Source organism: Microbacterium sp. K27 (assembly GCF_004794435.1).
Lineage (GTDB): Bacteria > Actinomycetota > Actinomycetes > Actinomycetales > Microbacteriaceae > Microbacterium > Microbacterium maritypicum_A.
This window is the reverse complement of sequence record NZ_SSDK01000015.1, coordinates 1-23,477: the sequence shown is the minus strand read 5'-3', so window position 1 is coordinate 23,477 and position 23,477 is coordinate 1. Positions and strand designations below refer to the sequence as shown.

Annotated in this window: 24 protein-coding genes; 13 read left to right on the top strand and 11 right to left on the bottom strand. The window is 70.3% G+C overall.

Annotated features, from left to right (window positions below):
* Positions 1-243: 243 nt before the first annotated feature.
* Positions 244-1,392 carry an MFS transporter gene (locus tag DW307_RS00365; RefSeq protein ID WP_136023635.1) on the bottom strand — a complete coding sequence of 383 codons (1,149 nt, stop codon included), beginning with the start codon at positions 1,390-1,392 and terminating at the stop codon, positions 244-246.
* The gene (locus tag DW307_RS00360) at positions 1,389-2,291 is read right to left on the bottom strand and encodes a MurR/RpiR family transcriptional regulator (RefSeq protein WP_029266345.1); all 903 of its coding nucleotides are present in this window, start codon (positions 2,289-2,291) and stop codon (positions 1,389-1,391) included. The genes DW307_RS00365 and DW307_RS00360 overlap by 4 nt, the downstream gene beginning before the upstream one ends.
* A gap of 165 nt (positions 2,292-2,456) precedes the next feature.
* Here DW307_RS00360 and DW307_RS00355 point away from each other — a divergent pair, with 165 nt between their 5' ends.
* The 9 genes from DW307_RS00355 to DW307_RS00315 all read left to right on the top strand — a co-directional run bounded on the left by DW307_RS00355 (position 2,457) and on the right by DW307_RS00315 (position 12,391).
* Entirely contained in the window at positions 2,457-4,004 is a 1,548-nt protein-coding gene (locus tag DW307_RS00355; RefSeq protein WP_021198222.1) for an ABC transporter substrate-binding protein, read from the top strand.
* 67 nt (positions 4,005-4,071) lie between these two features.
* Positions 4,072-5,043, top strand: a complete 972-nt coding sequence (locus DW307_RS00350; protein ID WP_021198223.1) for an ABC transporter permease — start codon at positions 4,072-4,074, stop codon at positions 5,041-5,043.
* Positions 5,040-5,927, top strand: a complete 888-nt coding sequence (locus DW307_RS00345; RefSeq protein WP_029266343.1) for an ABC transporter permease — start codon at positions 5,040-5,042, stop codon at positions 5,925-5,927. The genes DW307_RS00350 and DW307_RS00345 overlap by 4 nt, the downstream gene beginning before the upstream one ends.
* Entirely contained in the window at positions 5,924-6,829 is a 906-nt protein-coding gene (murQ, locus tag DW307_RS00340; protein WP_021198225.1) for an N-acetylmuramic acid 6-phosphate etherase, read from the top strand. Before DW307_RS00345 ends, murQ begins: the two co-directional genes overlap by 4 nt.
* Positions 6,829-8,019: an anhydro-N-acetylmuramic acid kinase gene (locus tag DW307_RS00335; RefSeq protein WP_136023634.1), complete on the top strand. Its 1,191-nt coding sequence runs from the start codon at positions 6,829-6,831 to the stop codon at positions 8,017-8,019. The genes murQ and DW307_RS00335 overlap by 1 nt, the downstream gene beginning before the upstream one ends.
* Positions 8,016-8,519, top strand: coding sequence for a GNAT family N-acetyltransferase (locus DW307_RS18015; RefSeq protein ID WP_168440957.1), 504 nt, complete (start codon positions 8,016-8,018; stop codon positions 8,517-8,519). Before DW307_RS00335 ends, DW307_RS18015 begins: the two co-directional genes overlap by 4 nt.
* 13 nt (positions 8,520-8,532) lie before the next feature.
* The gene (locus DW307_RS00325) at positions 8,533-9,666 is read left to right on the top strand and encodes a dipeptide epimerase (RefSeq protein WP_136023632.1); all 1,134 of its coding nucleotides are present in this window, start codon (positions 8,533-8,535) and stop codon (positions 9,664-9,666) included.
* Positions 9,663-10,766, top strand: a complete 1,104-nt coding sequence (locus DW307_RS00320; protein ID WP_136023631.1) for a serine hydrolase domain-containing protein — start codon at positions 9,663-9,665, stop codon at positions 10,764-10,766. The genes DW307_RS00325 and DW307_RS00320 overlap by 4 nt, the downstream gene beginning before the upstream one ends.
* Positions 10,763-12,391 (top strand): ABC transporter ATP-binding protein, encoded by a 1,629-nt coding sequence (locus DW307_RS00315; RefSeq protein ID WP_029266335.1) that lies wholly within the window; start codon positions 10,763-10,765, stop codon positions 12,389-12,391. The genes DW307_RS00320 and DW307_RS00315 overlap by 4 nt, the downstream gene beginning before the upstream one ends.
* A 40-nt stretch (positions 12,392-12,431) precedes the next feature.
* On the opposite strand, the gene DW307_RS18010 is transcribed toward DW307_RS00315, so the two are convergent.
* The 5 genes from DW307_RS18010 to DW307_RS00295 are packed head-to-tail and all read right to left on the bottom strand — an operon-like array spanning position 12,432 to position 15,342.
* Positions 12,432-12,599, bottom strand: coding sequence for a hypothetical protein (locus tag DW307_RS18010; protein ID WP_021198231.1), 168 nt, complete (start codon positions 12,597-12,599; stop codon positions 12,432-12,434).
* On the bottom strand, positions 12,596-13,174 hold the full coding sequence (locus tag DW307_RS00310; protein ID WP_029259443.1) for a YdeI/OmpD-associated family protein: 579 nt from the start codon (positions 13,172-13,174) through the stop codon (positions 12,596-12,598). Before DW307_RS00310 ends, DW307_RS18010 begins: the two co-directional genes overlap by 4 nt.
* 2 nt (positions 13,175-13,176) lie before the next feature.
* Positions 13,177-13,989, bottom strand: coding sequence for an HAD-IIA family hydrolase (locus tag DW307_RS00305; protein ID WP_021198233.1), 813 nt, complete (start codon positions 13,987-13,989; stop codon positions 13,177-13,179).
* A 54-nt stretch (positions 13,990-14,043) separates the two neighbouring features.
* Positions 14,044-14,676, bottom strand: a complete 633-nt coding sequence (locus DW307_RS00300) for a metal-dependent transcriptional regulator (protein WP_029259444.1) — start codon at positions 14,674-14,676, stop codon at positions 14,044-14,046.
* A 9-nt stretch (positions 14,677-14,685) separates the two neighbouring features.
* A complete protein-coding gene (locus DW307_RS00295) occupies positions 14,686-15,342 on the bottom strand; it encodes a TetR/AcrR family transcriptional regulator (protein ID WP_021198235.1) in 657 nt (218 codons plus the stop codon).
* Positions 15,343-15,425: 83 nt separating this feature from the next.
* Between DW307_RS00295 and DW307_RS00290 the strand changes: the two genes are divergently transcribed.
* Both DW307_RS00290 and DW307_RS00285 read left to right on the top strand, forming a co-directional pair.
* Positions 15,426-17,039, top strand: coding sequence for an amidohydrolase (locus tag DW307_RS00290; protein WP_136023630.1), 1,614 nt, complete (start codon positions 15,426-15,428; stop codon positions 17,037-17,039).
* Between the two features lie 82 nt (positions 17,040-17,121).
* Positions 17,122-18,567 (top strand): Na+/H+ antiporter NhaC family protein, encoded by a 1,446-nt coding sequence (locus tag DW307_RS00285; protein WP_136023629.1) that lies wholly within the window; start codon positions 17,122-17,124, stop codon positions 18,565-18,567.
* A 31-nt stretch (positions 18,568-18,598) separates the two neighbouring features.
* On the opposite strand, the gene DW307_RS00280 is transcribed toward DW307_RS00285, so the two are convergent.
* A complete protein-coding gene (locus DW307_RS00280; RefSeq protein ID WP_029259448.1) occupies positions 18,599-18,898 on the bottom strand; it encodes a hypothetical protein in 300 nt (99 codons plus the stop codon).
* Between the two features lie 19 nt (positions 18,899-18,917).
* On the bottom strand, positions 18,918-20,186 hold the full coding sequence (locus DW307_RS00275) for an Nramp family divalent metal transporter (protein ID WP_029266326.1): 1,269 nt from the start codon (positions 20,184-20,186) through the stop codon (positions 18,918-18,920).
* A gap of 151 nt (positions 20,187-20,337) precedes the next feature.
* Here DW307_RS00275 and DW307_RS00270 point away from each other — a divergent pair, with 151 nt between their 5' ends.
* Positions 20,338-21,018, top strand: a complete 681-nt coding sequence (locus DW307_RS00270; RefSeq protein ID WP_029259450.1) for a TrmH family RNA methyltransferase — start codon at positions 20,338-20,340, stop codon at positions 21,016-21,018.
* A 27-nt stretch (positions 21,019-21,045) separates the two neighbouring features.
* On the opposite strand, the gene DW307_RS00265 is transcribed toward DW307_RS00270, so the two are convergent.
* A complete protein-coding gene (locus DW307_RS00265; protein WP_031206665.1) occupies positions 21,046-21,423 on the bottom strand; it encodes a hypothetical protein in 378 nt (125 codons plus the stop codon).
* 140 nt (positions 21,424-21,563) lie between these two features.
* A complete protein-coding gene (locus DW307_RS00260) occupies positions 21,564-22,886 on the bottom strand; it encodes an MATE family efflux transporter (protein ID WP_021198243.1) in 1,323 nt (440 codons plus the stop codon).
* A gap of 106 nt (positions 22,887-22,992) precedes the next feature.
* On the opposite strand from DW307_RS00260, the gene DW307_RS00255 reads away from it, so the two are divergent.
* Positions 22,993-23,477, top strand: a 485-nt coding sequence (locus DW307_RS00255) for a DnaJ family domain-containing protein (protein WP_136023628.1), incomplete at its 3' end; no start/stop codon positions are given.

The window sequence follows — 23,477 nt, the reverse complement described above, 5'->3', positions numbered from 1 at the left end:
TCATCGATGCGGCGGATCATCCAGGCGCCGGCGGTGAAGAGGCCCGTGGTGATCGTCAACACGATGCCGATGGCGCTGAGGACGATCGCGAGGACCTCGGGGGACACGTGCGCTCTCCTCTCCTGCGGATGGGGTTGTTGCGGATGGGCGTGTCAGCGAGGTTACGCCGCGGTCAGCCCGGTGCGCGCCGGTATTCCGGCATCTGTGAAGAGGTTCCGAGAAGCGTGGGGTGTGCAGGAGGCGTCAGCTCGTCGCGGAGGCCCGTTGCCGCGACCGCCCGGCGATCAGCACCAGCACAGGCACGAGTGCGCACAGGGCGGCCGACACGAGGAACGTGGTGCTCGATGCCGGGTCCCGACCGATCAGGAGGATCAGCGCGGGCACGAAGGTGCCGCCAACGGCTCCGCACGCGACGAGGGCGCCTGTCACCGCGGCGCTGCGAGCGGGGTCGAGGTGGTCGAGCGCCAGGCCCAGGATGAGCCCGTAGCTCGGGGCGAGGAGCACGACCACCGCGCCCAGCGCGACGAGTGCCCCCACGGGAGCGGGCCCCACCAGCAGCCCCGCCGTGGCCATCAGGATCGCCGCCGTGCTCGTGGCGGTGATGAGGATCGCGATCGGCGACACGGAGAGACGGCGCAGGGCCGCCGCGCCGAAGCGACCGACGGCCATCAGCGTCCAGAACGCCGAGGTGCCCAGCGCGGCGAGGCCTGGGTCGACCCCGAGGATCCGCTCGGGGATCACGGCCGACCAGCCGGAGAGCACGGTCTCGACGCCGACGTAGAGGGGGAGGGCGACGGCGAAGGGCAGGAGCACGAGCAGCCCGCGGACGTCGCGGCGCGCGGGAGCCGCGGTGCGGGCATCCGGTGACTCCGACCCCGTGAGCATCGCGATCGTGAGCAGCGGAACGACCGCCAGGATGCCGAGCGTCGCACCCACACCCGAGCCGGCGGCGACGATCAGCGGGGTGACGGCGGCGCAGACGGCCACTGTGCCGAGCAGTGCGCTGAGCAGACCCGTCGCGCTGCCGACCGACAGGGACTTCGCGGCGACCGACCCGGAGGCCTCGACCAACCCGAACCCGGACCCGGCGACGGCGGCTGCGGCGATGAACACGGCGGGTGTGCCGGCCAGGGCCACGGCGACGATCGCGGCGGCCTGGAGCGCGCTGCCGAGGATCAACGCGGTGCGCGGCGGCCGACGCATCAGGAGCGGCCCCGACATCAGCACCCCGACCAGGAGTCCGGCGAACAGAGCGGGCACGGCGGTGCTGAGGTCGCCGCCGATCGTGCGCTCTGCCGAGGGGAGGATGGCGGGAACGAAGGCGGCCGTGACCCCGAGACCCGCGAAGGCGGTGAACAGTCCCGTCCGCGCGCGTAGGATCCCGTCGGTCACGCCCCTGCCGTCCGCACGCGGTGCACGGCGGCGAACGTGTCGCGCAGCGCCTCCATCGAGCGGTCGTAGTTCGATTGGGCGACGCCGATGAAGATGCAGTCGACGACCATGAGCTGGGCGATGCGGCTGCCCAGGGCGCCGGAGCGGAAGCCGGTCTCGCGGGCGGCCGTCGTCAACACGATGTCGGCCTGATCGGCCAGCGGGGCGCCGGCATGGTTCGTGATCGCGATGGTGGTCGCCCCGGCCTGCCGGGCGAGCAGCAGGAACTCGATCGTGTCGGTGGTGGCGCCGGTGTGCGACACCGCGATCGCGACATTGCCGGGGCCGAGCGTCGCCGCCGAGGTCCATGCCGCGTGCGGGTCCGACCACTCCAGCGCCGTGCGTCCGATACGGGTGAGCTTGCGCTGCAGGTCGAGTCCGACGATGGAGCTCGCGCCGACACCGAAGATGTCGACCCTGGTCGACGAGGTGATGGCGTCGACCGAGGCCCGCAGCGAATCGGTGTCGAGCACCTTGGCGGTGTCGGCGAGGGAGAGCGTCTCGGCGAGCGACACCTTCGCGACGATGTCGGTCAGGGTGTCGTTGCGGTCGATGTCGCCGGAGACGGCGGGGAGCGCGGCCGTGTCGAAGGTCTCGCGCTCGACGTCGCGCAGCACGTGGTTGCGCAGCTCGCGCACGTGCTCGTATCCGAGGCGTTTGCAGAACCGCACGACCGAGGTGGTCGAGGTGTCGCAGCGCTGGGCGAGCTCGGCGACGGAGAGGCCGGCGGTGCCCGCAGGGTCGGCGAGGAACAGATCGGCGATGCGCTGTTCACTCGGACGCAGTTCGGGGCGGATCGCGCGCATGCGGACGAGGACGGGGTGTGCGCCGGCATCGTCGCGGGCGGCTTCATGAGGCATGGGGTCTCCGATCACTGTTCATAACAGTAGAGGAACTTCTGTTACATCTGTAGTGACCTTCGTGTACTTTTGGTACCAACCACGACCGACGACGTTCACGGGGCGGCAGGCAACAGCGCCTGACCCGACGCCACGGCGGCGCGTCACATTCAGGAGGATCCAGCAATGAGCACAGCACGCTGGGCGTCACTCGGCGCTCTCACGGCGACGGGCCTCGCCTTCGCCCTCGTCATCACCGGGTGTTCCGCACCCGCATCCGACCCGAAGCCCTCCGAGGGCGCGGCGGGCGGCGACCTCGTCATCGGCGTCACCAGCGACCCGGACACCCTGTTCCCCTGGAAGGCCACCCAGTTCCAGGCCGTCAATGTGCTGCAGAACCTGTACGGCACGCTGACCGAGTTCGACGAGGACCTCAACGTGGTCCCCGGCCTCGCCGAGTCGTGGGACGTCTCCGAAGACGGCCTCACCCTGACCTTCCACCTGCGCGAGGGCGTCACGTTCGCCGACGGGAGCACCTTCGGTTCGGAAGACGTCAAGTACTCGCTCGACGCGATCGCGGCCGAGGCCACGGCCGCCGTCGCGCGCAGCTCCCTCGCCTCGGTCACCGCGGTCGAGGCCACGGACGAGAAGACCGTCACCCTCACCCTCAGCGCTCCCGACGCCGCGCTCCCCGCGAACCTCGCCGTCATCAACATGGCGATGCTGTCCTCGGACGACACCGAAGAGGGGCTGAACACCACGCCGAACGGCACCGGCCCCTTCATCCTCGACGACCGCAAGGCGAGCCAGTCGATCACGCTCGCCAAGAACGAGGACTACTGGGGAGACACCGCGCTGCTCGACACGGTCGAGTTCCGCGTGATCCCCGACGAGTCGTCGATCGTCTCGGCGATGCAGTCCGGCAACGTGCAGCTGGCCGTGTTCGACGACCCGCTGGTCGCGCAGACCGCCGAGGGTGCCAATGTGGAGGTCGCCACGACCCCGCAGCTGAGCTACCACGCGCTGCAGCTGAACGCCACGCGCGGCGACCTCACCGACGTCAACGTGCGCCTCGCGATCCAGTGCGCGATCGACCGTCAGGAGGTGCTCGACACCGCTGCGCTCGGCGAGGGCGAGGTCACCGGCCCGATCACGTCGCCCGCGTACAAGTCCGACCCGGATGCCCGTCCGTGCCCCGAGCGCGACCTCGACAAGGCCGCCGAGTACCTGAAGAAGGCGGGCAAGGAAGACGGCGTCACCATCAAGACGATCGTCTCGCAGGGGGAGTACGCCACCTCGGTCAACGAGGCGCAGAACCTCAAGGCCCAGCTGGCGGACGCGAACATCACGCTCGACCTCGAGGTGCTCGAGTCCGGCGCGTTCGTCGACCGCTGGATCGCGGCCGACTTCGACGCGGCGGTCGCGCTCAACGGCGGTCGCCCCGACCCCGACGGCATGTACGGCCGGTACTTCACGAGCACCGGAAACCTGAACAAGGTCGCCGGCTACTCCTCGCCCGAGCTCGACGCACTGTTCGCCGAGGGCCGCCAGACGGCCGACCCGGACAAGCGGAAGGACATCTACGCGCAGGTCTCGGAGAACCTCGAGGACAACGCCGCGTGGATCTGGCTGTTCACGAGCTACACCTACACGGCGACCGCGTCGACCGTCGACGGCTTCGTCCCGATGGTGAACGGCTCGCTGCAGTACCTGCGGACCACCTCCATCAAGTAGCGGATCGGAGGGGGCGCGGCCACCCCGCGCCCCCTCCCTCCCCGACGACAGGCACCCACACACGCGCATGTTCAGACAGCTCCTCCGCAACAGCGTGCTGCGACGCATCCTCGCAGCCCTCGGCACGCTCCTCGGCGTCGCCATCTTCGTCTTCCTGATGCTGCGCGCCATCCCCGGCGACCAGATCAGCTCCGGCCTCGGCACCGAGGCGGCCGCTCTCACGCCCTCGCAGCGCGCCGCCCTCGAGTCCTACTACGGCCTCGACCAGCCGCTCGTCGTGCAGTTCTTCTCGTGGCTGGGCAACATCTTCACCGGCAACCTCGGCTTCTCGTCCCGGGCGCAGACGAGCGTCCTCGACCTCACCGCCGCCGCCCTCCCCGTGACGTTCGAGCTGGCGATCTTCTCGATCGTGATCGCGCTGGCCATCGGCATCCCGCTCGGCATGCTCTCCGCCTCGAAGCCCGACTCGTTCCGCGACGGCGTCGGACAGGTCGTCGGCCTCGCCGGTCTCTCCATCCCCGCGTTCCTGCTCGGCACGGCACTCCTGGCGATCCTCGCCTCGTCGTTCGGCTTCAACCCGAACGGCCAGGCCTACGCCACGCTGTTCGAGGATCCGCTGCTGAATCTCCAGCAGATGCTGCTGCCCTCGATCGTGCTCGGCTTCGGCATCGCCGCACCGATCATGCGCACCACCCGCACGGCCGTGCTCGAGATCCGCTCCAACGACTTCATCCGCACCGCCAGGGCGAAGGGCGTCCCTCCGCGTCGCCTGCAGGTGCGCCACGTGCTCGGCAACGCTCTCGTGCCCATCGTCACGATGACCGGCCTGCAGTTCGGCTACCTCCTCGGCGGTGCCGTCGTGGTCGAGCAGATCTTCTCGCTCCCCGGCATCGGACGCCAGGTGCTGCTCGGCATCCAGCAGAAGGAGTACGCGCTCGTGCAGAGCACCGTGCTCGTGATCGCGCTCGCCTTCGTCATCGTCAACCTGCTCACCGACCTGCTGTACCGGGTCATCGATCCTCGGGTGCGTGCCGCATGACCGACATCTCTCAGACCCCGGCCCTCGCCCCCGGCGGCGGGCGCACCATGGAGCGCGTGCGTCTCCTGCTGCGCAGCCGCAGCGGACTCACCGGCCTCATCATCGTGGTCCTGCTCGCCGCGCTCAGCCTCGTCTCGGCGTTCGGCCTGCTGCCCTTCGACCCGCTCGCGCAGGACCCGCCGTCCCGCCTGCAGCCGCCGTCGGCCGTGCACTGGTTCGGCACCGATCAGTTCGGGCGCGACGTGTTCTCCCGCGTCGCCGCCGGCGTCGCCAACTCGGCGTTGATCTCGGTCGTCGCCGTGGCCTTTGCGACCGTGGTCGGCACCGTCTGCGGACTCATCGCCGGGTTCTACCGCGGCTTCTCCGACGGGGCGATCACCGCGGTCACGAACGTGCTGTTCGCCTTCCCACCGCTGCTGCTCGCGCTCTCGCTGGCTTCGGTGTTCGAGCGCAACTGGTTCACCATCGCCGTGGCCATCGCGATCGTCTACGTGCCGATCTTCATCCGCGTCACCCGCGGGCCCGTGCTGTCGCTGCGCGAGGTCGAGTACGTCAAGGCCGCCAAGAGCACCGGCCAGAGCCGCATGGCGACCATGTTCCGCCACGTGCTGCCGAACATCACGTCGATCATCATCGTGCAGGTCACGCTCTCGCTCTCGTGGGCTGTGCTCACCGAGGCCTCGCTGAGCTTCCTCGGACTCGGCACGCCGCCGCCCGCACCCTCGCTCGGTTCGATGATCTTCGAGGCGCGCACGCTCGTCACGATCGCCCCGTGGACCATGATCGCGCCCGGCGTGATCGTGGTGCTGCTCGTCGTCGGACTGAACCTGCTCGGCGACGGGCTGCGCGACAGCCTCGATCCCCGGAACAGAGGAAAGCGATGACCATGGAGGATCTCGGCGGACTGGCCACGGAGGCCAGCGATCCCCGCTATGCGGAGCTCGACCTCATGAGCGTCGCCGAACTCGCGCAGACCATGAACGAGGCGGATGCCACGGTGCCCGCCGCGGTGCAGCGCGCCCTCCCGCAGATCGTGCCCGCGATCGAGGCGACGGCCGATCGCATGGCGCAGGGCGGACGCCTGGTCTACGTCGGCGCGGGCACCCCCGGCCGCATCGGCGTGCTCGACGCCTCGGAGTGCCCGCCCACCTTCAGCACTCCGCCCGAGCTGGTGTTCGCGATCATGGCCGGAGGGCCGGGCGCGATCGTGAACCCCGTCGAGGGAGCAGAGGACGACGCGGAAGCGGGCGCAGCGGCCATCGATGCCGCGGGCATCGGTCCGCTCGACACCGTGATCGGGATCGCCTCGAGCGGACGCACGCCCTACGTGATCGCCGCTGTCCGTCGGGCGCGCGAACGCGGTGCCCTCAGCATCGGTCTCTCCTGCAACGTCGGGACCGCCCTGAGCGCGGCGGCGGAGCACGGGATCGAGGTCGAGGTCGGCCCCGAGGTGCTCTCCGGCTCGACGCGGCTCAAGTCGGGTACGGCCCAGAAGCTCGTGCTCAACATGTTCTCGACCATCTCGATGGTGCGGAACGGCAAGGCCTACGGCAACCTGATGGTGGACGTGAAGGCCACCAACCACAAGCTCCGCGAGCGGGCGATCCGAATGGTGCAGACCATCGCGGATGTCGATCGGGGCGCGGCGAAGGCGGCACTGGAGGCGACCTCATACGACGTGAAGCTCGCGTCGATCATGATCCGCCGCGGCGAGGACCTCGCCGCGGCCACCGCACGACTGGACGCGGCCGACGGTCGGCTGCGCACCGCACTGGAGGAGAACTGATGCGCGTCCTCGGACTGATCTCCGGCACCTCGCACGACGGGATCGATGCCGCCGTCGTCGACTTCACGACCAGTGGCGGCTTCACCGCCCACGGCGTGGATCTGCACGGCACGGTGCTCGCGGCGACGAGCGTGCCCTACGCCCCCGAGCTGCGGGCGCGCCTGATCGCTGCGCTGCCACCGGCGCAGACCACGCTCGCCGAGGTGGCGGAGCTCGACACCCTCATCGGGCAGGCGTTCGCCGCGGTCGCGGCCGACATCGCGGCAGAGGTCGGCGGTGTCGATGCCGTGTGCTCGCACGGGCAGACCGTCTACCACTGGGTCGACGGCGCGCACGCGCTGGGCACCCTGCAGATCGGGCAGCCGGCCTGGATCGCCGAGAAGGTCGGCGCCCCCGTGGTCTCCGACATCCGCATCCGCGACATCACGGTCGGCGGCCACGGCGCCCCGCTGGTGTCGTTCCTCGACGAGCTGCTGCTGCGTTCGCGCGCCGGGGTCTCTGCAGCCCTCAACCTGGGCGGCATCTCGAACATGACCGTGGTGCGGCAGGACGGCCTGGTCGCGTACGACATCGGCCCCGCGAACGCACTGGTCGACGCGGTCATCGTCGAGCACGAGCTCAACCCGCTCGGCTACGACGACGACGCCGCGATCGCCCGCACCGGTCAGGTCGACGAGGCGCTGCTGGCTGCTCTGCTCGACGACCCGTACTACGCTCTCACCCCGCCCAAGAGCACGGGCAAGGAGCACTTCCACCTCGGCTACGTGCACGAGCACCTCGCCGCGCAGAACCGGGAGATCCCGGTCGCCGATGTGGTGCGCACCCTGACCGAGCTCACGGTCCGCACGGTCGCGCGGGACGTGGAGGCCGCCGGCATCGGATTCCTCGCCGTGTCGGGCGGCGGATGCCGCAACCCGCTGATCCTCGACGGACTGCGCGCCGCGCTGCCGGACACCGAGGTCGTGCTGGCCGACGAGCTGGGCGCCGCGGCCGACAGCAAGGAGGCGATCCTCCTCGCTCTCATCGGCTGGTCCACGATGCACGGCGTCCCCGCGATCGTCCCCGGCGGCACCGGAGCGCGCGAGCCGCGCATCCTCGGCACCATCACGCCCGGTGTCGGACCGCTGCAGATGCCCGAACCCGTCGCCTCCATCGACTCCCTCGTGCTCACGGAGGCCGCGGCATCGTGAGCCTTCAGGTGCGCCCCGCCACCCCGGACGACCTGTCCGGGGTGCTCGAGGTGTTCCTCGCGTGCTGGCGCGAGAGCTACCGGGGTGTGCTGCCCGACGCGGCGATCGACGCGATGACCGATGAGCGTGCCGAGGCCCTGTGGCGCCGGGTGCTCGCCGAACCGGTCGGCGTCGTGCTCGTGGCCGTCCGCGACGGCGGGATCGTCGGGATCACCCGGTACGCCGCGACCACTGCCGACGACGGGCGGATCGACGGGGCCGTGCACTCCCTGTACGTCTCGCCACGCGCCCATGGCGGTGGGATCGGCGGCGCGCTGCTGGCGCAGGCGACCGCAGACCTGCGGGACGCCGGGGCCGAGGCCGCGACGCTGTGGGTGTTCGCGGCGAACGCGCCGTCGATCGGCTTCTACGAGGCGAAGGGCTGGCACCCCGACGGCGCCACCCGCACGCAGCCGGAGTTCGGTGAGCCCGAACAGCGCATGCGCAAGGAGTGGGCATGAGCGGAGTCCTGAGATGAGTGCCGTGGAGCGCATCCGCGTGCTCCGCGTCCCGTCGCCCCTGGTGCGTCCGTTCGTCACGGCGGTGCGGCAGACGGAGCACCTCGACGTCGTGCTCGTCGAGGTGAGCGACGTCGACGGTCGTCGAGGATACGGCGAAGCCGCCGTGAGCTGGCGCGTGACGGGGGAGAGTCCGCAGAGCGTCGCCGCCGTGGTGGCAGGACCCCTCGCCGAGGTCGTGCTCGGACGGAACGTCGGTGATCCCGGGATCGCCGCCGACATCGCCCGTGCAGTGTGGGGCAATGCCGCGGCCCGCAGCGCGGTCGAGTGCGCCGTCGCCGACCTCGCCGCCCAGCAGCGCGGACTCCCGCTTGCGCAGAGCCTCACGAGCGCACCGGCGCCCGCGCGCATCCGCACCGACATGACCCTGTCCGCGGGCGAGCCGTCCGCGCTGGCAGCCGTTTCCGAGGAGCACGTCGCCGCGGGCTTCGGATGCCTCAAGATCAAGGCGTCCGCTGCGCACGACACGGTCGCCGGGCTCCGGGCCGTGCGTGCCGCGGTCGGGCCTGCCATCACGCTGCGCGTCGACGCCAACCAGGCCTGGGATGTCGAGACCGCGATCCGGGTGATCCGGGCCGCCGAAGACGAGGGGCTCGGGCTCGAACTCGTCGAGCAGCCGGTCGCGGCGCACGACCTCGACGCGCTCGCCGCGGTCACGGCCGCCGTCGGCACGCCGATCATGGCCGACGAATCGGTGCGCACGGCGCGGGATGTCCGGGTCGTCGCCGACCGTGGTGCCGCAGACCTCGTGAACATCAAGCTCGCCAAGACCGGCGGCCTGGCCGAGGCCTTCGCTGCGGCCGAGGTCGCTCGCACAGCGGGTCTGGGCGTGGTGATCGGCTGCATGATGGAATCGCACGTCGGCGTGACGGCCGCCGCCCACCTGGCCGCCGCCGTCGCCCCCGGTGTCGTGCACGACTTGGATGCCGCGTTCTGGCTGCGGAGCTCGCCCGTGGTGGGTGGCGTGGCGCTGTCCGGAGACATGCTGGAACCCGGATCGGGCACCGGGCTGGGCATCACCGCCCTCGCATCCGATACCCGGCCCGACACCCTCGTCGACTTCGTCGACCGCCCGGAGGTGCGCGCATGACCGCCGCCGTTGCCGTCACCGCTGTCCTGGCGATGGATGCCGCGCCGCGGGGCGCCGTCGCCGGTGTCGTGACCGATGCCGGCCGTGACGTCGCCGCGGGTGGTCTGGCTGACCTGGCCGGAACCCCGATGACCACCGCGACCGCCTTCGACATCGCCTCGGTGTCGAAGGTCGCCGCGACGACGACCGCGATCCTGCGACTGGTCAGCCGCGGTGACCTCGGCTTCGACGACCCGGTCGACCGTTTCGTGCCCGGCACCGCCTGCGCCCCGGGCACGACCGTGCGCCATCTGCTCCAGCACCGTGCAGGACTCTGGGAGTGGCAGCCGCTCTACCTCGACCGCGAGCACGCCGGTGATGCCGCTGCGGCCGCCGACGCCCTCCCGCTGCGCTACGGCCTCGACGAAGGTCGTCATTACGCCGACCTCGGGTTCATGCTCCTCGGCCGCATCGTCGCGGCCGTCACCGGACTGCCCCTGGATGCCGCGGTGCGCGAACTGGTGACCGCGCCCCTCGGCCTCGATCACACCGGGTACGGACCCGTCGAACGCCCCGTCGCCTCGTCCGCCGTGGGCGACGCCGCCGAGCGTCGCATGGTCGCGACCGGAGAGCCGTATCCGATCCTCACCGCCGACAAGGGCTTCGCCTGGCGTGACGGCGAGATCGCCGGGGTCGTGAACGACGGCAACTGCTTCCATGCGTTCGGGGGTGTCTCCGGTCACGCCGGACTGTTCAGCACCGTCGAAGACCTGCTGACCCTGGGGGCGGCGCTCGCCGCTCCGGAGCGGCATCCGGAGCTGTGGGGGCCGGATACGGTTGCCGAGCTGTTCCGGGACGGACCGGATGCCGGGCAGGCGCTGGGCTGGCGCAGCGAGACGATCGCCGTCTCCGGGCGGCCGACCCGCATGGTCTGGCACCCCGGCTACACCGGCTGCGCCCTCGGGCTCGTGCCGGGAACGGGAGCAGCCGCCGTGCTGCTGACCAACCGCCTGTTCGCGGTCACACCCGCACCGACCGATCTGCTGTGGCGCGCCGCGCTTCCCGCACTCCTCGACGACCACGAACCTCTCCGCGAAAACGAAGGAACGAGAACACCATGAGCACCACCGAGCCCGTGCTGAGCATCAGCGGCCTCGCCGTCGCCTTCCGGACCGGTTCCGAGCTGGTCACCGCGATCAGCGACGTGAACATCGACATCGCTGCCGGTGAGACGGTCGCGATCGTGGGCGAGTCGGGGTCGGGCAAGTCGACCACCGCGGCTGCGGTCAACCGTCTGCTCCCCGAAAACGGGGTGATCACCGCCGGCAGCATCCGCTTCGACGGGCGCGAGCTGACCGACCTGCCCGAGAACGCGATGATCTCCCTGCGCGGCGCCGGGATCGGCCTCGTGCCGCAGGACCCGATGTCGAACCTCAATCCGCTCATGCGCGTGGGCGAGCAGATCGGCGAGGCGCTCGAGGTGCACGGCCACACACACGGCGATGCGACGAAGGCGCGGGTCGTCGAGCTGCTCGAGATGGTGGGGATCGCGGATGCCGCGCAGCGCGCCCACCAGTACCCGCACGAGTTCTCCGGCGGCATGCGCCAGCGCGTGCTGATCGCGATGGGTCTGGCCTGCAAGCCTCGCCTGCTGATCGCGGACGAGCCCACCTCCGCCCTCGATGTGACCGTGCAGCGACGTATCCTGGACCAGCTCGACACGCTCACCGACGAGCTCGGCACCGCGGTGTTCCTGATCACGCACGACCTGGCCCTCGCCGCGGAGCGCGCCGACCGCATCGTCGTGATGTTCCGTGGTCGCGTCGTCGAGGAGGGCACCTCGGCGCAGGTGCTCGGCGCCCCGCAGCACGAGTACACCCGGCAGCTGCTCGCCGCGGCCCCGAGCCTCGCCTCGCGCCGCGATGCGCTGCCGCAGCGCGAGGCCGCCACGGGCACGCCTTTCGTCGAGATCCGGAACCTCCGCAAGGAGTTCGCCCTCCGCGCGCCCAAGGCCGGGGAGCCGCAGACCTTCACGGCCGTCGACGGCGTCAGCTTCGAGATCCGCCGCGGCACCACGGTGTCGATCGTGGGAGAGTCGGGCTCCGGCAAGTCCACCACCGCGAACATGGTGCTCGGGCTCGAAGACGCCACGTCCGGCTCGATCCTGTTCGACGGGCTCGACCTCACCACGCTCCGCCGCAAAGAGCTGTTCGCCCTGCGTCGTCGTGTGCAGCCGGTGTTCCAGAATCCCTACGCCTCGCTCGACCCGCGCTACACGATCGAGCAGTCGATCGCCGAGCCGTTGCGCGTGCACCGCATCGGCACCACGGCCTCGCGTCACGCGCGCGTGCTCGAGCTGTTGGAGCAGGTCGCGCTGCCGGCCGCCATGGCCGAGCGCCTGCCGCACGAGCTCTCGGGCGGACAGCGTCAGCGTGTGGCGATCGCCCGGGCCCTGGCGCTCGAACCCGAGCTCGTGGTGCTCGACGAGGCGGTGTCGGCGCTCGACGTGCTGGTGCAGGCGCAGATCCTCGACCTGCTCGCCGATCTGCAGAAGCGCCTGGGCCTGAGCTACCTCTTCATCAGCCATGACCTCGCCGTGGTGCGGATGATCTCCGACGACGTGCACGTCATGCAGCGCGGTGTCGTGGTCGAGAGCGGCACGCCCGAGCGCATCTTCGACGCCCCGCAGCACCCGTACACGCGCGAGCTGCTGGCCGCGATCCCCGGGGCGTCGCTGGCGTCCTGACAGAGTTCCGATCCCGCGAGGTTCTCCGGCGGCCGCAGGCTCAGCGTCTGCGGTCGTCGTCGTCCCAGGGGCCTTCCCACCAGCCGGCGCGCCCGTCGTCCGAGCCGCCGCGTCCTCGGCGCGAGCGCACGAACTGCACGATGAACACCGTCAGCGAGCTGAGCAGGATGAGGAAGACGACGAGGAACAGCAGGTCGTTCTGATTCATGGGCGTTTCCCCTCCGCGGCATCCGCCACGATCTTCGCGATGCGGGCGGACCGGGTCTCCGGGCGCTTGGCCATCGCGATGTGCGTGAGGCCGAACTTCTTGACCGACTTCGGGAACGCGTCCCAGTTCTCGCGTGCGGCGGGGACGGCATCGAGCGCGGCGGAGAGCTCCTCGGGTTCGATCCCGGCCTCCGGTCCGTCGAGAACCGTCCAGGAGCCGTTCGCCTTCGCCACCTCGAGCACACGGATACCGGCGGGAGCCAGCAGCCCCTCGGCCTCGAGCTCCGCGATGCGCGCCTTGTTCGTGGCTGCCCAGCCGCTGCCGGGACGACGAGGAGAGAACCACTGACCGTTGGCGCGGTCGCCCGTGCCGTCGTCGAACACGCGCACCGGGCCGTCGATCCATCCGAAGCAGAGTGCCTGCCGCACGGCGTCCTCGTAGCCGACGCCGTCGGACGATCCGCGCACGCTGAGCAGCCAGACGCCCGCCGTGCGCTCATGGTTCTCCGCGAGCCAGACACGCCAGGCCGCGGCATCCGCCGCTCTGAGCCGTTCGCCGTCGTCGAGCGCGCCCATGGCTACTTCTTGGTCTTCACCGTCGTGATCGTCTCGGTGATCCGCGGCAGCAGGTCGGCCACCGACTGCACGATCTCGTCGGGGCGGAACGGGTACTTCTCGATCTCGGCCTGATCGCTGATGCCGGTGAGTACCAGCACCGTGTGCAGGCCCGCCTCGATGCCGGCGACCACGTCGGTGTCCATGCGGTCGCCGATCATGCCGGTGCGCTTCGAGTGCGCGCCGATCTTGTTCAACGCCGAACGGAACATCATCGGGTTCGGCTTGCCGACGACGTACGGCTCCTTACCGGTGGCCTTGGTGATGAGGGCGGCGATCGCTCCGGTGGCGGGGAGCGGTCCGTCGGTGCTCGGGCCCGTGGCATCGGGGTTCGTGACGATGAAGCGCGCGCCGCCGATGATGAGGCGGATGGCCTTGGTGATCGCCTCGAACGAGTAGTTGCGCGTCTCGCCGACGACCACGAAATCGGGGTTCGTCTCGGTCATGATGAAGCCGGCATCGTGCAGGGCGGTGAGGATGCCGGCCTCGCCGATCACGAACGCCGAGCCGCCGGGGAGCTGCTGCTTCAGGAAGTCGGCGGTCGCGAGCGCCGAGGTCCAGATGCGCTCCTCCGGCACGTGCAGCCCGCTGATGCGCAGGCGTGCCGACAGGTCGCGCGCGGTGAAGATCGAGTTGTTCGTGAGCACCAGGTACGGGATGCCTGCGCTCTCCCAGCCGGCGAGCAGTTCGGAGGCTCCGGGGATGGCGTCGTTCTCATGGACGAGCACGCCGTCCATGTCGGTCAGCCAGCATTCGATGTCGTCACGTTGTGCCATGTGCACAGCCTAGAGGCCGCAGGCGACGCGCACCTGACCGTGTTGCGGCGGTGGCTAGGCGCTCAGCCAGACCACCTGGGCCGCGCCATCGGGCAACGCCGCTTCCGTGCCGTCGATCTCGGCCCCGGATGCCGTGACCGTCACGGTCGACGCGACCGCCAGTCCGAGTGCTTCGAGGGCTCGGAGCAGCTCGGGGTCGCGGTCGTCGACCCGCAGCACCTGTCCCGTGTGCCCGACCGGCGCGTCGGCGAGCAGCACGAACGGTACGCGCTCGATGCGACCGTCGGCGTCGGGGATCGCGTCGCCGTGCGGATCGAAGCGGGGGCGTCCCAGGCGCGCGTCGATGCCCTCGAGCAGTCGGTCGCTGATGGTGTGCTCGAGCACCTCGGCCTCGTCGTGCACCTCGTCCCAGCCGTAGTCGAACTCCTGCACCAGCCAGGTCTCGATCAGGCGGTGTCGGCGCACCATCGCGAGGGCGCGCGCCGTGCCCGTGTCCGTCAGCCGCACCGCGCCGTAGGGTACGTGCGAGACGAGGCCGGCGGCGGCGAGCTTCTTCACCATCTCGGTGACGGACGACGGCGCGATGCCGAGCTTCGCGGCGAGCACCGAGGGAGTGATCGGTGCGTCCTGCCACTCGGTGTGCGCGTAGACGGTCTTCAGATAATCGTCAGCTGCCGGGGATGCCACCGGTCCAGCCTACGTGGTGCTGTCGCGCGCCCACGCGGTGAGTCCGTGGATGAGTGCCCGCACCCCGATCTCGAACGTGCGGCGGGCGGGGTCCGTGCTGAGCTGCGCCCTGGCGGCCTCGGCCTCGGCGAACGTCGGGAAATCCGGCGCGAGTGCACCCGGGGCCATGTTGTCTGCGGGCGCGAGGGCATCCAGGGCGGAGCCGATGATGAACGACTCCAGCGCCACGATGGCGTCCACGATGGTGACGGTCGGCCAGCCGTCGTCCGCGAGCAGGCGTGCGATCTGCTCGTAGTCGGCGAACGAGCCCTCGTCGGCGTCGATCGGCGAGGTCGCCAGCATCACCATGGCCTCGGGGGCGGCGATCGCGGCGTCGCGGTAGCTGTGGGCCCAGGTGAGCAGTGCCTCCTCGACGGACATCTCGTGCCGCACGGGGGAGATGAGCGCGCGGCTGACCTGCCCGCGCATGGCCCGGATCACGGCGTCGCGGTTCGCGAAGTGGTGGTAGAGCGCCGAGGTGCGCACGCCCAGGGATTCCGCGAGCGCGGTCATCGTGAACTGGCGCGGTGTGCGCTGCGCGCTGAGGGCGAACGCGGCCTTCAGGATGCGCTCCTCGGTGAGCACCCGGGTCGACGGTCGGCCGACGCTGCGCGGAGATTTCGTCATCGTGCTCGATTCTGCTCGGGTGTCTGGTATTTTATTGAAACTCTTTCAATACCGAAGGATCCAATACCGACGAAGGTACAGCCATGACCGGTTTCGACGCCGACACCATTGTCACCGGCGCGCACGTGGTGACGATGGACCCGCGCCGCCCGCATGCCACCGCGTTCGCGGTGCGTGACGGTCGCTTCCTCGCCGTGGGTGACGACGCCCTGGTCCGCGAGCTGCGCGGGCCCCGCACCGTCGTGCGCGACCTCGGCGGCGCGACCGTGACCCCCGGCCTCATCGACGCGCACCTGCATCCGATCCAGGGGATCGAGCTGACGGCCGGGATCGACCTGGGCGGTCTCACCACCGGCGCGGCGCTGCTGACCGCGCTGCGCGCCGAGGCCGATCGTGCGCTCGCCGAAGATGCCGACCCGTGGGTGCGCGGCTGGAACCTCGACTACGACGTGTTCCACGAGCTGCCCATGACGGCGGAGGCGATCCAGGATGCGGTGCGCGGACTCCCCGCGCTGTTGATCGTGTTCGACGGCCACACCGCCCTCGCCAGTCGTGCCGGACTCGAGCGTGCGGGCATCACCCGCGCACGCGAGTTCGAGGACTCGTCCTGCGTCGTCGTCGATGCCGACGGCCGCCCGACCGGGGAACTGCGCGAGCTCGGCGCCTATGAGCCCGTGCGACTGAGCGCCCCGGCACTGACCCGCGATCAGACCCTGGCGGTCGGCCATGATCTGCTGCGCGGCCTGCGCGACTCCGGCCTCACCGGCGGCACGATCATGGACGGCGGCTTCGCCACGCTCGCACTGCTCGACGCCCTGGAGCAGGGGCCGGGGCTGCCGATCCGCATCGTCTCGGCCATCGACCACGAGCCCGGCTTCGACGAGGATCGGACCGCCGCGAACCTCGCGATGCGCGACCGCCGTGGTGACCGGTGGCGCGGGGGCGTGGTCAAGCTGTACGCCGACGGCGTGGTCGAGACCGGCACCGCCTGGCTGCACGAACCGGATGCGGCCGGGGCAGGTCTGGAGCCGTTCTGGAAGGATGCGGCCGCCTATGCCCGCACCGTGCGCAGATACGCCGAGGCCGGATTCCAGGTGGCGACGCACGCGATCGGCGACCGGGCCGTCGGGGAAGTCGTCGACGCCTATCTCGCGGCCGGGGTGCGCAGCGCCGCAGGAGCTCCGCACCGCATCGAGCACCTCGAGACCACGACCGACCGCGACGTGGCCCGTATCGCCGCAGCCGGGATCACCGCCTCGATGCAGCCCCTGCACATGCAGTGGCGCAAGGCCGACGGCTCGGATGACTGGTCGAGCAGGCTCGGGCCCGTGCGTGCGGCTCGCGCCTGGCGCGTGCGCGACTACTGGGAGGCCGGGGCGCCCCTCGCCCTCGGGTCGGACTGGCCCATCGCGCAGAACGATGCCCGCATCGGCCTCGCGTGGTCGATGCTGCGCCGCCGCCCGGGCGACCCCGACGCCCCGGTCTTCGAGCCCGACCAGGTGCTCACCCCGTACCAGGCGCTGCACGGATACACCGTCGGCGCCGCCCGGGCCCAGGGAGATGCCGACCTCGGCTGCATCGCCCCCGGGTTCCGGGCCGACTACGCCGTGTGGGCGGAGAACCCGCTGCACGTCTCCCCGGACGACCTCCCCGACCTCCCCGTGCAGGGGACCGTCGTCGGTGGCACCGAGCCCTGACCCCGGGCTCGACCGCACCCTCCCGCACCTTCCCGCGCTCTCCCTTCGGATTCGTACCCCCCTTCACACTGAGGTGACTCCCATGCCTGAATTCGGCGCTCTCGCGCTCCTCCCGATCGTGGTGATCCTGATCGTCGCGGTCGCCACCAGACGCACCCTCTTCGCCCTGTTCTGCGGCACCGTCGCCGGAGCACTGATCCTCGGCGGCTGGGGCGGCTTCGACGTCTGGGTCGAATACACCGGAAAAGCCCTCTCCAACGAGACGGCGCAGTGGCTGCTGCTGATCGTCGCGCTGTTCGGCATCCTGATGATGCTGTTCGAGAAGTCCGGCATGGTGACCGACTTCGCGAACTGGGCCGAGCGGTTCGTCACCTCCCGCCGCAAGTCGATGGTGCTGACCTTCCTGTTGTCGGTCGTGCTGTTCGTCGACGACTACCTGAACGTGCTCACCACGGGCACGTCGATGAAGCAGGTCACCGACCGCTACCGGGTGCCGCGCACGCAGCTCGGCGCGATCATGAAGATGACGGCCGCGCCGATCGCCGTCCTGATCCCGGTCTCGACGTGGGCGCTGTTCTTCTCCGGACTGTTCGAGGCGCAGGGGGTCACGGTCGGAGGCACCGGGTTCGGTGCCTACCTGCAGGCGATCCCCTTCATCTTCTTCGGCTGGGCGGCTCTCGCCGTCGCGCTTCTCATGAGCATCGGCTGGCTTCCGAAGCTCGGCGCGATCAAGCGTGACGCGATCCGGGCGGAGCGGGACGGCGACGTCTTCCCCGTCGGCACCACCGACGACGAGCGACGGGCCGAAGGCGCGGCGCTCCTGGCCGAGCTGAAGGCCGACGACCCCGACGGCTCGACCGCGCAGCGTGTCGCGACGGCGCTCGCGACCTCGACCGAGACCGACCGCAAGCCGCAGCCGTGGGGCTTCCTGATCGCCATGGCGGTGCTCGTCGGAGTGACGATCGCGACGAACGCCAACGTCGTCGCCGGCACCGCCGCGTCTCTCGCCGTGACGATCGTGATCGTGCTCGTGCAGCGCCGACTCCGCATCCGTGGGGTGCTGGATGCCGCGCTCGAGGGCATCGAGAGCATGCTGTTCGTGATGATCCTGACGGTCCTCGCGTTCATGGTGCAGGAGATGAACATCACCCTGCAGCTGGCCGAGTTCGTGATCCAGGTCACCGAGCCCGTGCTCACCCCGGCGCTGCTGCCGGCGATCGTGTTCGCGGTGTGCGGCATCTATGCGTACGCGACCGGGTCGTTCTGGGATCTCGCCGCGGTGATCACCCCGGTCGTGCTCCCGCTGGCGCTCGCGCTCGGTGCCGATCCGATCCTCGCGGGCGCCGCGGTGTTCTCCGGGGCGGCGTTGGGCAGCACCACCTGCCTCTACGGCGACGGCATCATCCTCGCGTCGAGATCGATCGGCATCAAGCCGATCAACCTCATGCTCGCGATCCTGCCCTACGCGGGCATCGCCGCGGGGTTGTCGTTCGTGCTCTACCTCGTGACGGGTTTCGTCACGACGTAGACGGGGCGAATCGGTTCGCGATGGTGACGAGTCAGTTCGCGACGGCGACGAGGATGCCGAACGCGGCCTGGCCGGCGAAGAACAGCACGAGGAATCCGAGGAGGGCGGCGGCCAGCGAGAGTCGGCCGTCGAACCCCTCGACCTCGGCCATGCCGATCTTGCGGGCCCGGAAGGCCAGTACGAGCGTGGCGACTCCCAAGGCGAGCTGCACCCACGGACTGCCGAACCCGATGACCGTCGGGAACGCGATCAGCAGGCCGCCGATGACGCCGGTCGCGAAGCCGATCCAGGTGAGGATGCGGACGTTGCGACGGGCGTTCTCGGCAGACATGCTTCGAGCCTATCCGGGCTCACGCTCCCGTCAGCACCAGCCAGAGCAGGGCGCCGTTGAGCGCGATCAGCAACACGGAGGCTATGACCCCCGCAGCCGTCGTCCATCGCCGGTTGACCCAGGCCCCCAGGGTGCGTCGTTGCGCGGTGAGCACGACCAGGGGGATCAGCGCGAACGGGATGCCGAAGGAGAGCACCACCTGGCTGAGGACCAGCGCGAGGGTGGGGTCGAAGCCGATGCCGAGGATCACGAGCGCGGGGATCAGCGTCACGAGGCGCCGGGCGAGCAGCGGGATGCGCACATGCAGCAGTCCGTGCATGATCTCCGCCCCCGCGTAAGCGCCCACCGAGGTCGATGCCAGTCCCGAGGCGAGCAGTCCCACGGCGAAGAACGTCGCCACCACCGGTCCGAGTCCGGCGGCGAGAGCGGCATGTGCGCCCTCCAGCGAGTCGGTGCCCTCGACGCCGGCGAGGTTCGCGGCGGCGAGCAGCAGGATACAGAGGTTGACGGATCCCGCGATCACCATGGCGATGGAGACATCCCATCGGGTGGCGGTGAGCAGTCGGCGGATGCGCGAGGTCTCGGTGCGCACCGCCTCGTCGCCGGCGTGAGAGGTCGAGGCGCCGAAGCGATCGCGGGCGAGTGAGGAGTGCGCGTAGATCGCATGCGGCATGATCGTCGCGCCGAGGATCGACGCGGCCAGCAGGACCGAGCCCGTGTCCTCGAAACGGGGGACCATCCCGCCGATGACCCCCGCCGGGTCCGGCGGGGCGACGAACACTCCCGCGACGAATCCGATCGTGATGATCGCCATGAGGCCGATGATCACGAACTCGAACGGACGGGCACCGCGCCGGCTCTGCACCGTGAGCAGGATCATCGAGACGGCACCCGTGATCAGGCCGCCGAGCAGCAGCGGCACGTCGAACAGGAGGTTCAGGGCGACCGCGCCGCCGATGACCTCGGCCAGGTCGGTGGCCATCGCGACGAGCTCGGCCTGCAGCCAGTATGCGCGGCGTGCCCATGGACGCTTCAGCCGCGCCCCCAGCACCTCGGGAAGGCTCTGCCCGGTGACGACGCCCAGCTTCGCTGAGAGGTACTGGATCAGCCACGCCATCACGTTGCCGGCGAGCACGACCCACACCAGCAGGTATCCGTACTGGGCTCCTGCGGTCATGTTGCTGGCGACGTTGCCGGGGTCGAGGTAGGCGACGCCCGCCACGAGGGCGGGGCCCAGCAACCACAGGCTGCGAGGGGCGCGGGCGGGGGGCGTGGCAGCAGTCGTCATCGGGACAGGGGAATTTTTAGGCACACCGAAACCGTAGCGTATTTTTCGGTGTACCTAAATATTCTTCGAATCGCGTGAATCGCTGCATACGCGCCCGGAGGGAGCCTGTTGCGCGATTCGAACGGGGATCCGAGGGCGATAGCCTGGCGGGATGGAAGACGCCGGGCCGGACAGCACGCTCCCCGATGCCCCCGCCGACGCGGTGAGGACCGGGTCGATCGCTCAACCCGGCTACGGCGTCGGGCCCTGGCCCGGCGGCGAGGAGGCCTGGCCCGAAGGTGCGGAGTACGACCGGGAGCTGTTGGCCACCGGCGACACCCGCAACGTGATCGACCGCTACCGCTACTGGCGCATGGACGCGATCGTCGCCGACCTCGACACCCAGCGACACCCGTTCCACGTCGCGATCGAGAACTGGCAGCACGACATGAACATCGGGTCGATCGTGCGCAGCGCCAACGCGTTCCTCGCCGACACCGTGCACATCATCGGCCGCCGCCGCTGGAACAAGCGCGGGGCGATGGTCACCGACCGCTACCAGCACGTCGTGCATCACGAAGACGTCGACACGTTCGCCGCATGGGCCGCGGCCGAAGGGGTTCCGATCATCGCGGTCGACAACGTCGACGGCGCAGTGCCCGTCGACAGGGCCGACCTGCCGCAGCGTTGCGTGCTGCTGTTCGGCCAGGAGGGCCCGGGGCTCTCCGCCGAAGCGCTCGCCGCCGCTTCCGCCCACATCGAGATCACGCAGTACGGCTCGACGCGCTCGATCAACGCCAGTGCCGCGGCCGCCGTGATCATGTACGAGTGGTGCCGGAGATACGCGGCCTGACCCTCGCCATCTCGACAGTGCCCGGCGTCACCCGCGGTCGATGCCGAAGAGATGACGGTAGATCGCGTTCACGTCGCGATCGAGGTGATCCATGCGCTCATGCACCGTCCGGATCTCCGTGCGCACGCCGGCGAACTCGCTGCCCGTCTCCGTGCGTACGCTCGCGAACTCGTTCCGGAACTCTGTCCGCACGCTCGCGAACTCGTTTCCCATCTCTGTCCGTACGCTCGCGAACTCGTTTCGCATCTCGGTCCGCACGCTCGCGAACTCGTTCCGCATCTCCGTGCGCACGCCGTCGAACCCGTTCTGCATCGTGCGCAGGAACATCGTCGAGATCAGTGTGATGGTGCCGAACATCCCCGCGGCGAAGACGCCGATCAGTGTCCAGACCTGTGGTTCGGTCATCCCCAGCATCCCTTCAGTGTCCCCCGATCATCGTCGAGGGCGCCAGGGGCAGGCGACGTAGTATTCCGCGGATTCCAGCGGTTGTGAAGAAGTCGCGATCGTCGATGTCCGTGCAGGAACAGCCGGACGCGGCGGCGGCGTCAGACAGTGGCCGAAAGCCAGCGACCGGACCGCACCCGCCACCCCAGGGTGCCGAGGCGTGCGAGCAGGTAGACGCCGAAGAAGGCGACCGCGAGCCAGACGAGACCGGCGGTGCCATCGACCCCGGTGGCGGCGACGATCCAGAGCGCGGGCAGGAACGGCACCAGGTTCAGACCACCGGCGATCGCCAGGTATCGGGCGTCGTTCGCGCCCATCAGCACGCCGTCGAGCACGAAGACGACGCCGGCGATCGGCTGGGCCACGGCGAGCACGAGCAGTGCCGGCTGCACGAGCGCTGCGATCTCCGCCGATCCGGTGAAGACGATGCCGAGCACGCCCGAGAGCGCGGCGATCAGCCCGCCGACGGCCACGCCGAACCAGGCGCCCCACGCGACGGTGCGGGCCAGCACACGGTGCACCTGCTGCTCGTCCCCGGCTCCGAGCTCCTTGCCGATGAGGGCCTGGGCCGCGATCGCGAGTGCATCGAGGGCGAAGGCGGCCGCGGAGAAGATCGTGAAGACGATCTGCCACCCGGCCAGCTCGTCGGTGCCGATGCCGGTGGCGACGCCGACGGTCGCGAGCAGTGCGACGCGCAGGCTCACGGTGCGCAGGAACAGCCAGCCGCCCGACGTCGCGGTGTTGCGCATGCCTGCGCCCTGTGCGCGCAGCGAGGCGCTGTGCCGGGTGGCGAGGCGGCGCACCACCAGCACGTAGGCGGCGACCATTCCCCACTGCGCGGTCACGGTGCCCGCCGCAGAACCCGCGATGCCCCAGCCGAGTCCGTAGATGAACAGCCAGTTGAGCAGGGCGTTGGCCCCGAATCCGAGCCCCGCGATCCACAGCGGCGTCATCGTGTCCTGCATGCCGCGCAGCAGACCGGTCGCGGCGAACACGATGAGCATCGCCGGCAAGCCCCACATCGAGATCACGAGGTACTCGTTCGCCTGCGCGGAAACGGCTTCGCTCGCCCCGAACAGCGAGACCAACCAGGGGGAGGACACGGCGCCGATCACCGCGAGCACGGCGCCGAGCCCGAGCGCCAGCCACATGCCGTTGACGCCGACGGAGACGGCCTCGCCGGGCTGTCCCGCCCCGAAGCGGCGAGCGACCGCCGGGGTCGTCGAGTAGGCCAGGAACACCATCAGTCCGACGATCGTCTGGAGTACAGCCCCCGCGATGCCGAGCCCGGCGAGCGGAGTGGTCCCGAGATGCCCGACGAGCGCGGCATCCACGATCAGGAAGGCGGGCTCCGCGATCAGTGCGCCGAGCGCGGGGACGGCGAGCCGCAGGATCTCTCGATTGAGGGAGGCGCGCGCGGTCATCCTCCGAGCCTATGACCTGGGGCCGACCTCACCGGCTGCGGCCCCGATCCGGGCGGTGGCGGTCGTCGTAGGGTGGAGGGGAGCTCGGATGCCACGGAGGTGCATCATGACGGATCCCAGAGAAGCGGCCGCACGATATCTCGCGAGCAGACAGCACGGCGAGAGCGTGGACGGCGACGAGGAGTCGGGCACGCCGCTCGGGATCGCCGCGGCGGTCGATCGTGCCGCATTCATCGAGACGGCCATCCAGGTGGCGATCCGCCGGGGGGAGTTCGACGACCTTCCCGGTGCGGGCAAGCCTCTCGAAGGACTCGGCACCCATCACGACCCGGATTGGTGGATCCGTCGCAAGATCGAGACCGAGAACCTCACCGGTCTCGGTCCGCCGGCGATCCTGCTGCGCACCGAGGATCGGGAGCTGGACGATCAGCTCGACCTGCTGGGGCGCGAGTCCGATGTGCGCGACGTCCTCGAGGACTTCAATCGGCGAGTGCGGGAAGCGCGCCGCCAGCTGCAGGGCGGCCCGCCCGTGGTCACATCGCCGCGTGACGTCGACGCCGAGGTGGCCGCCTGGGCCGCGCGTCGGGCGGC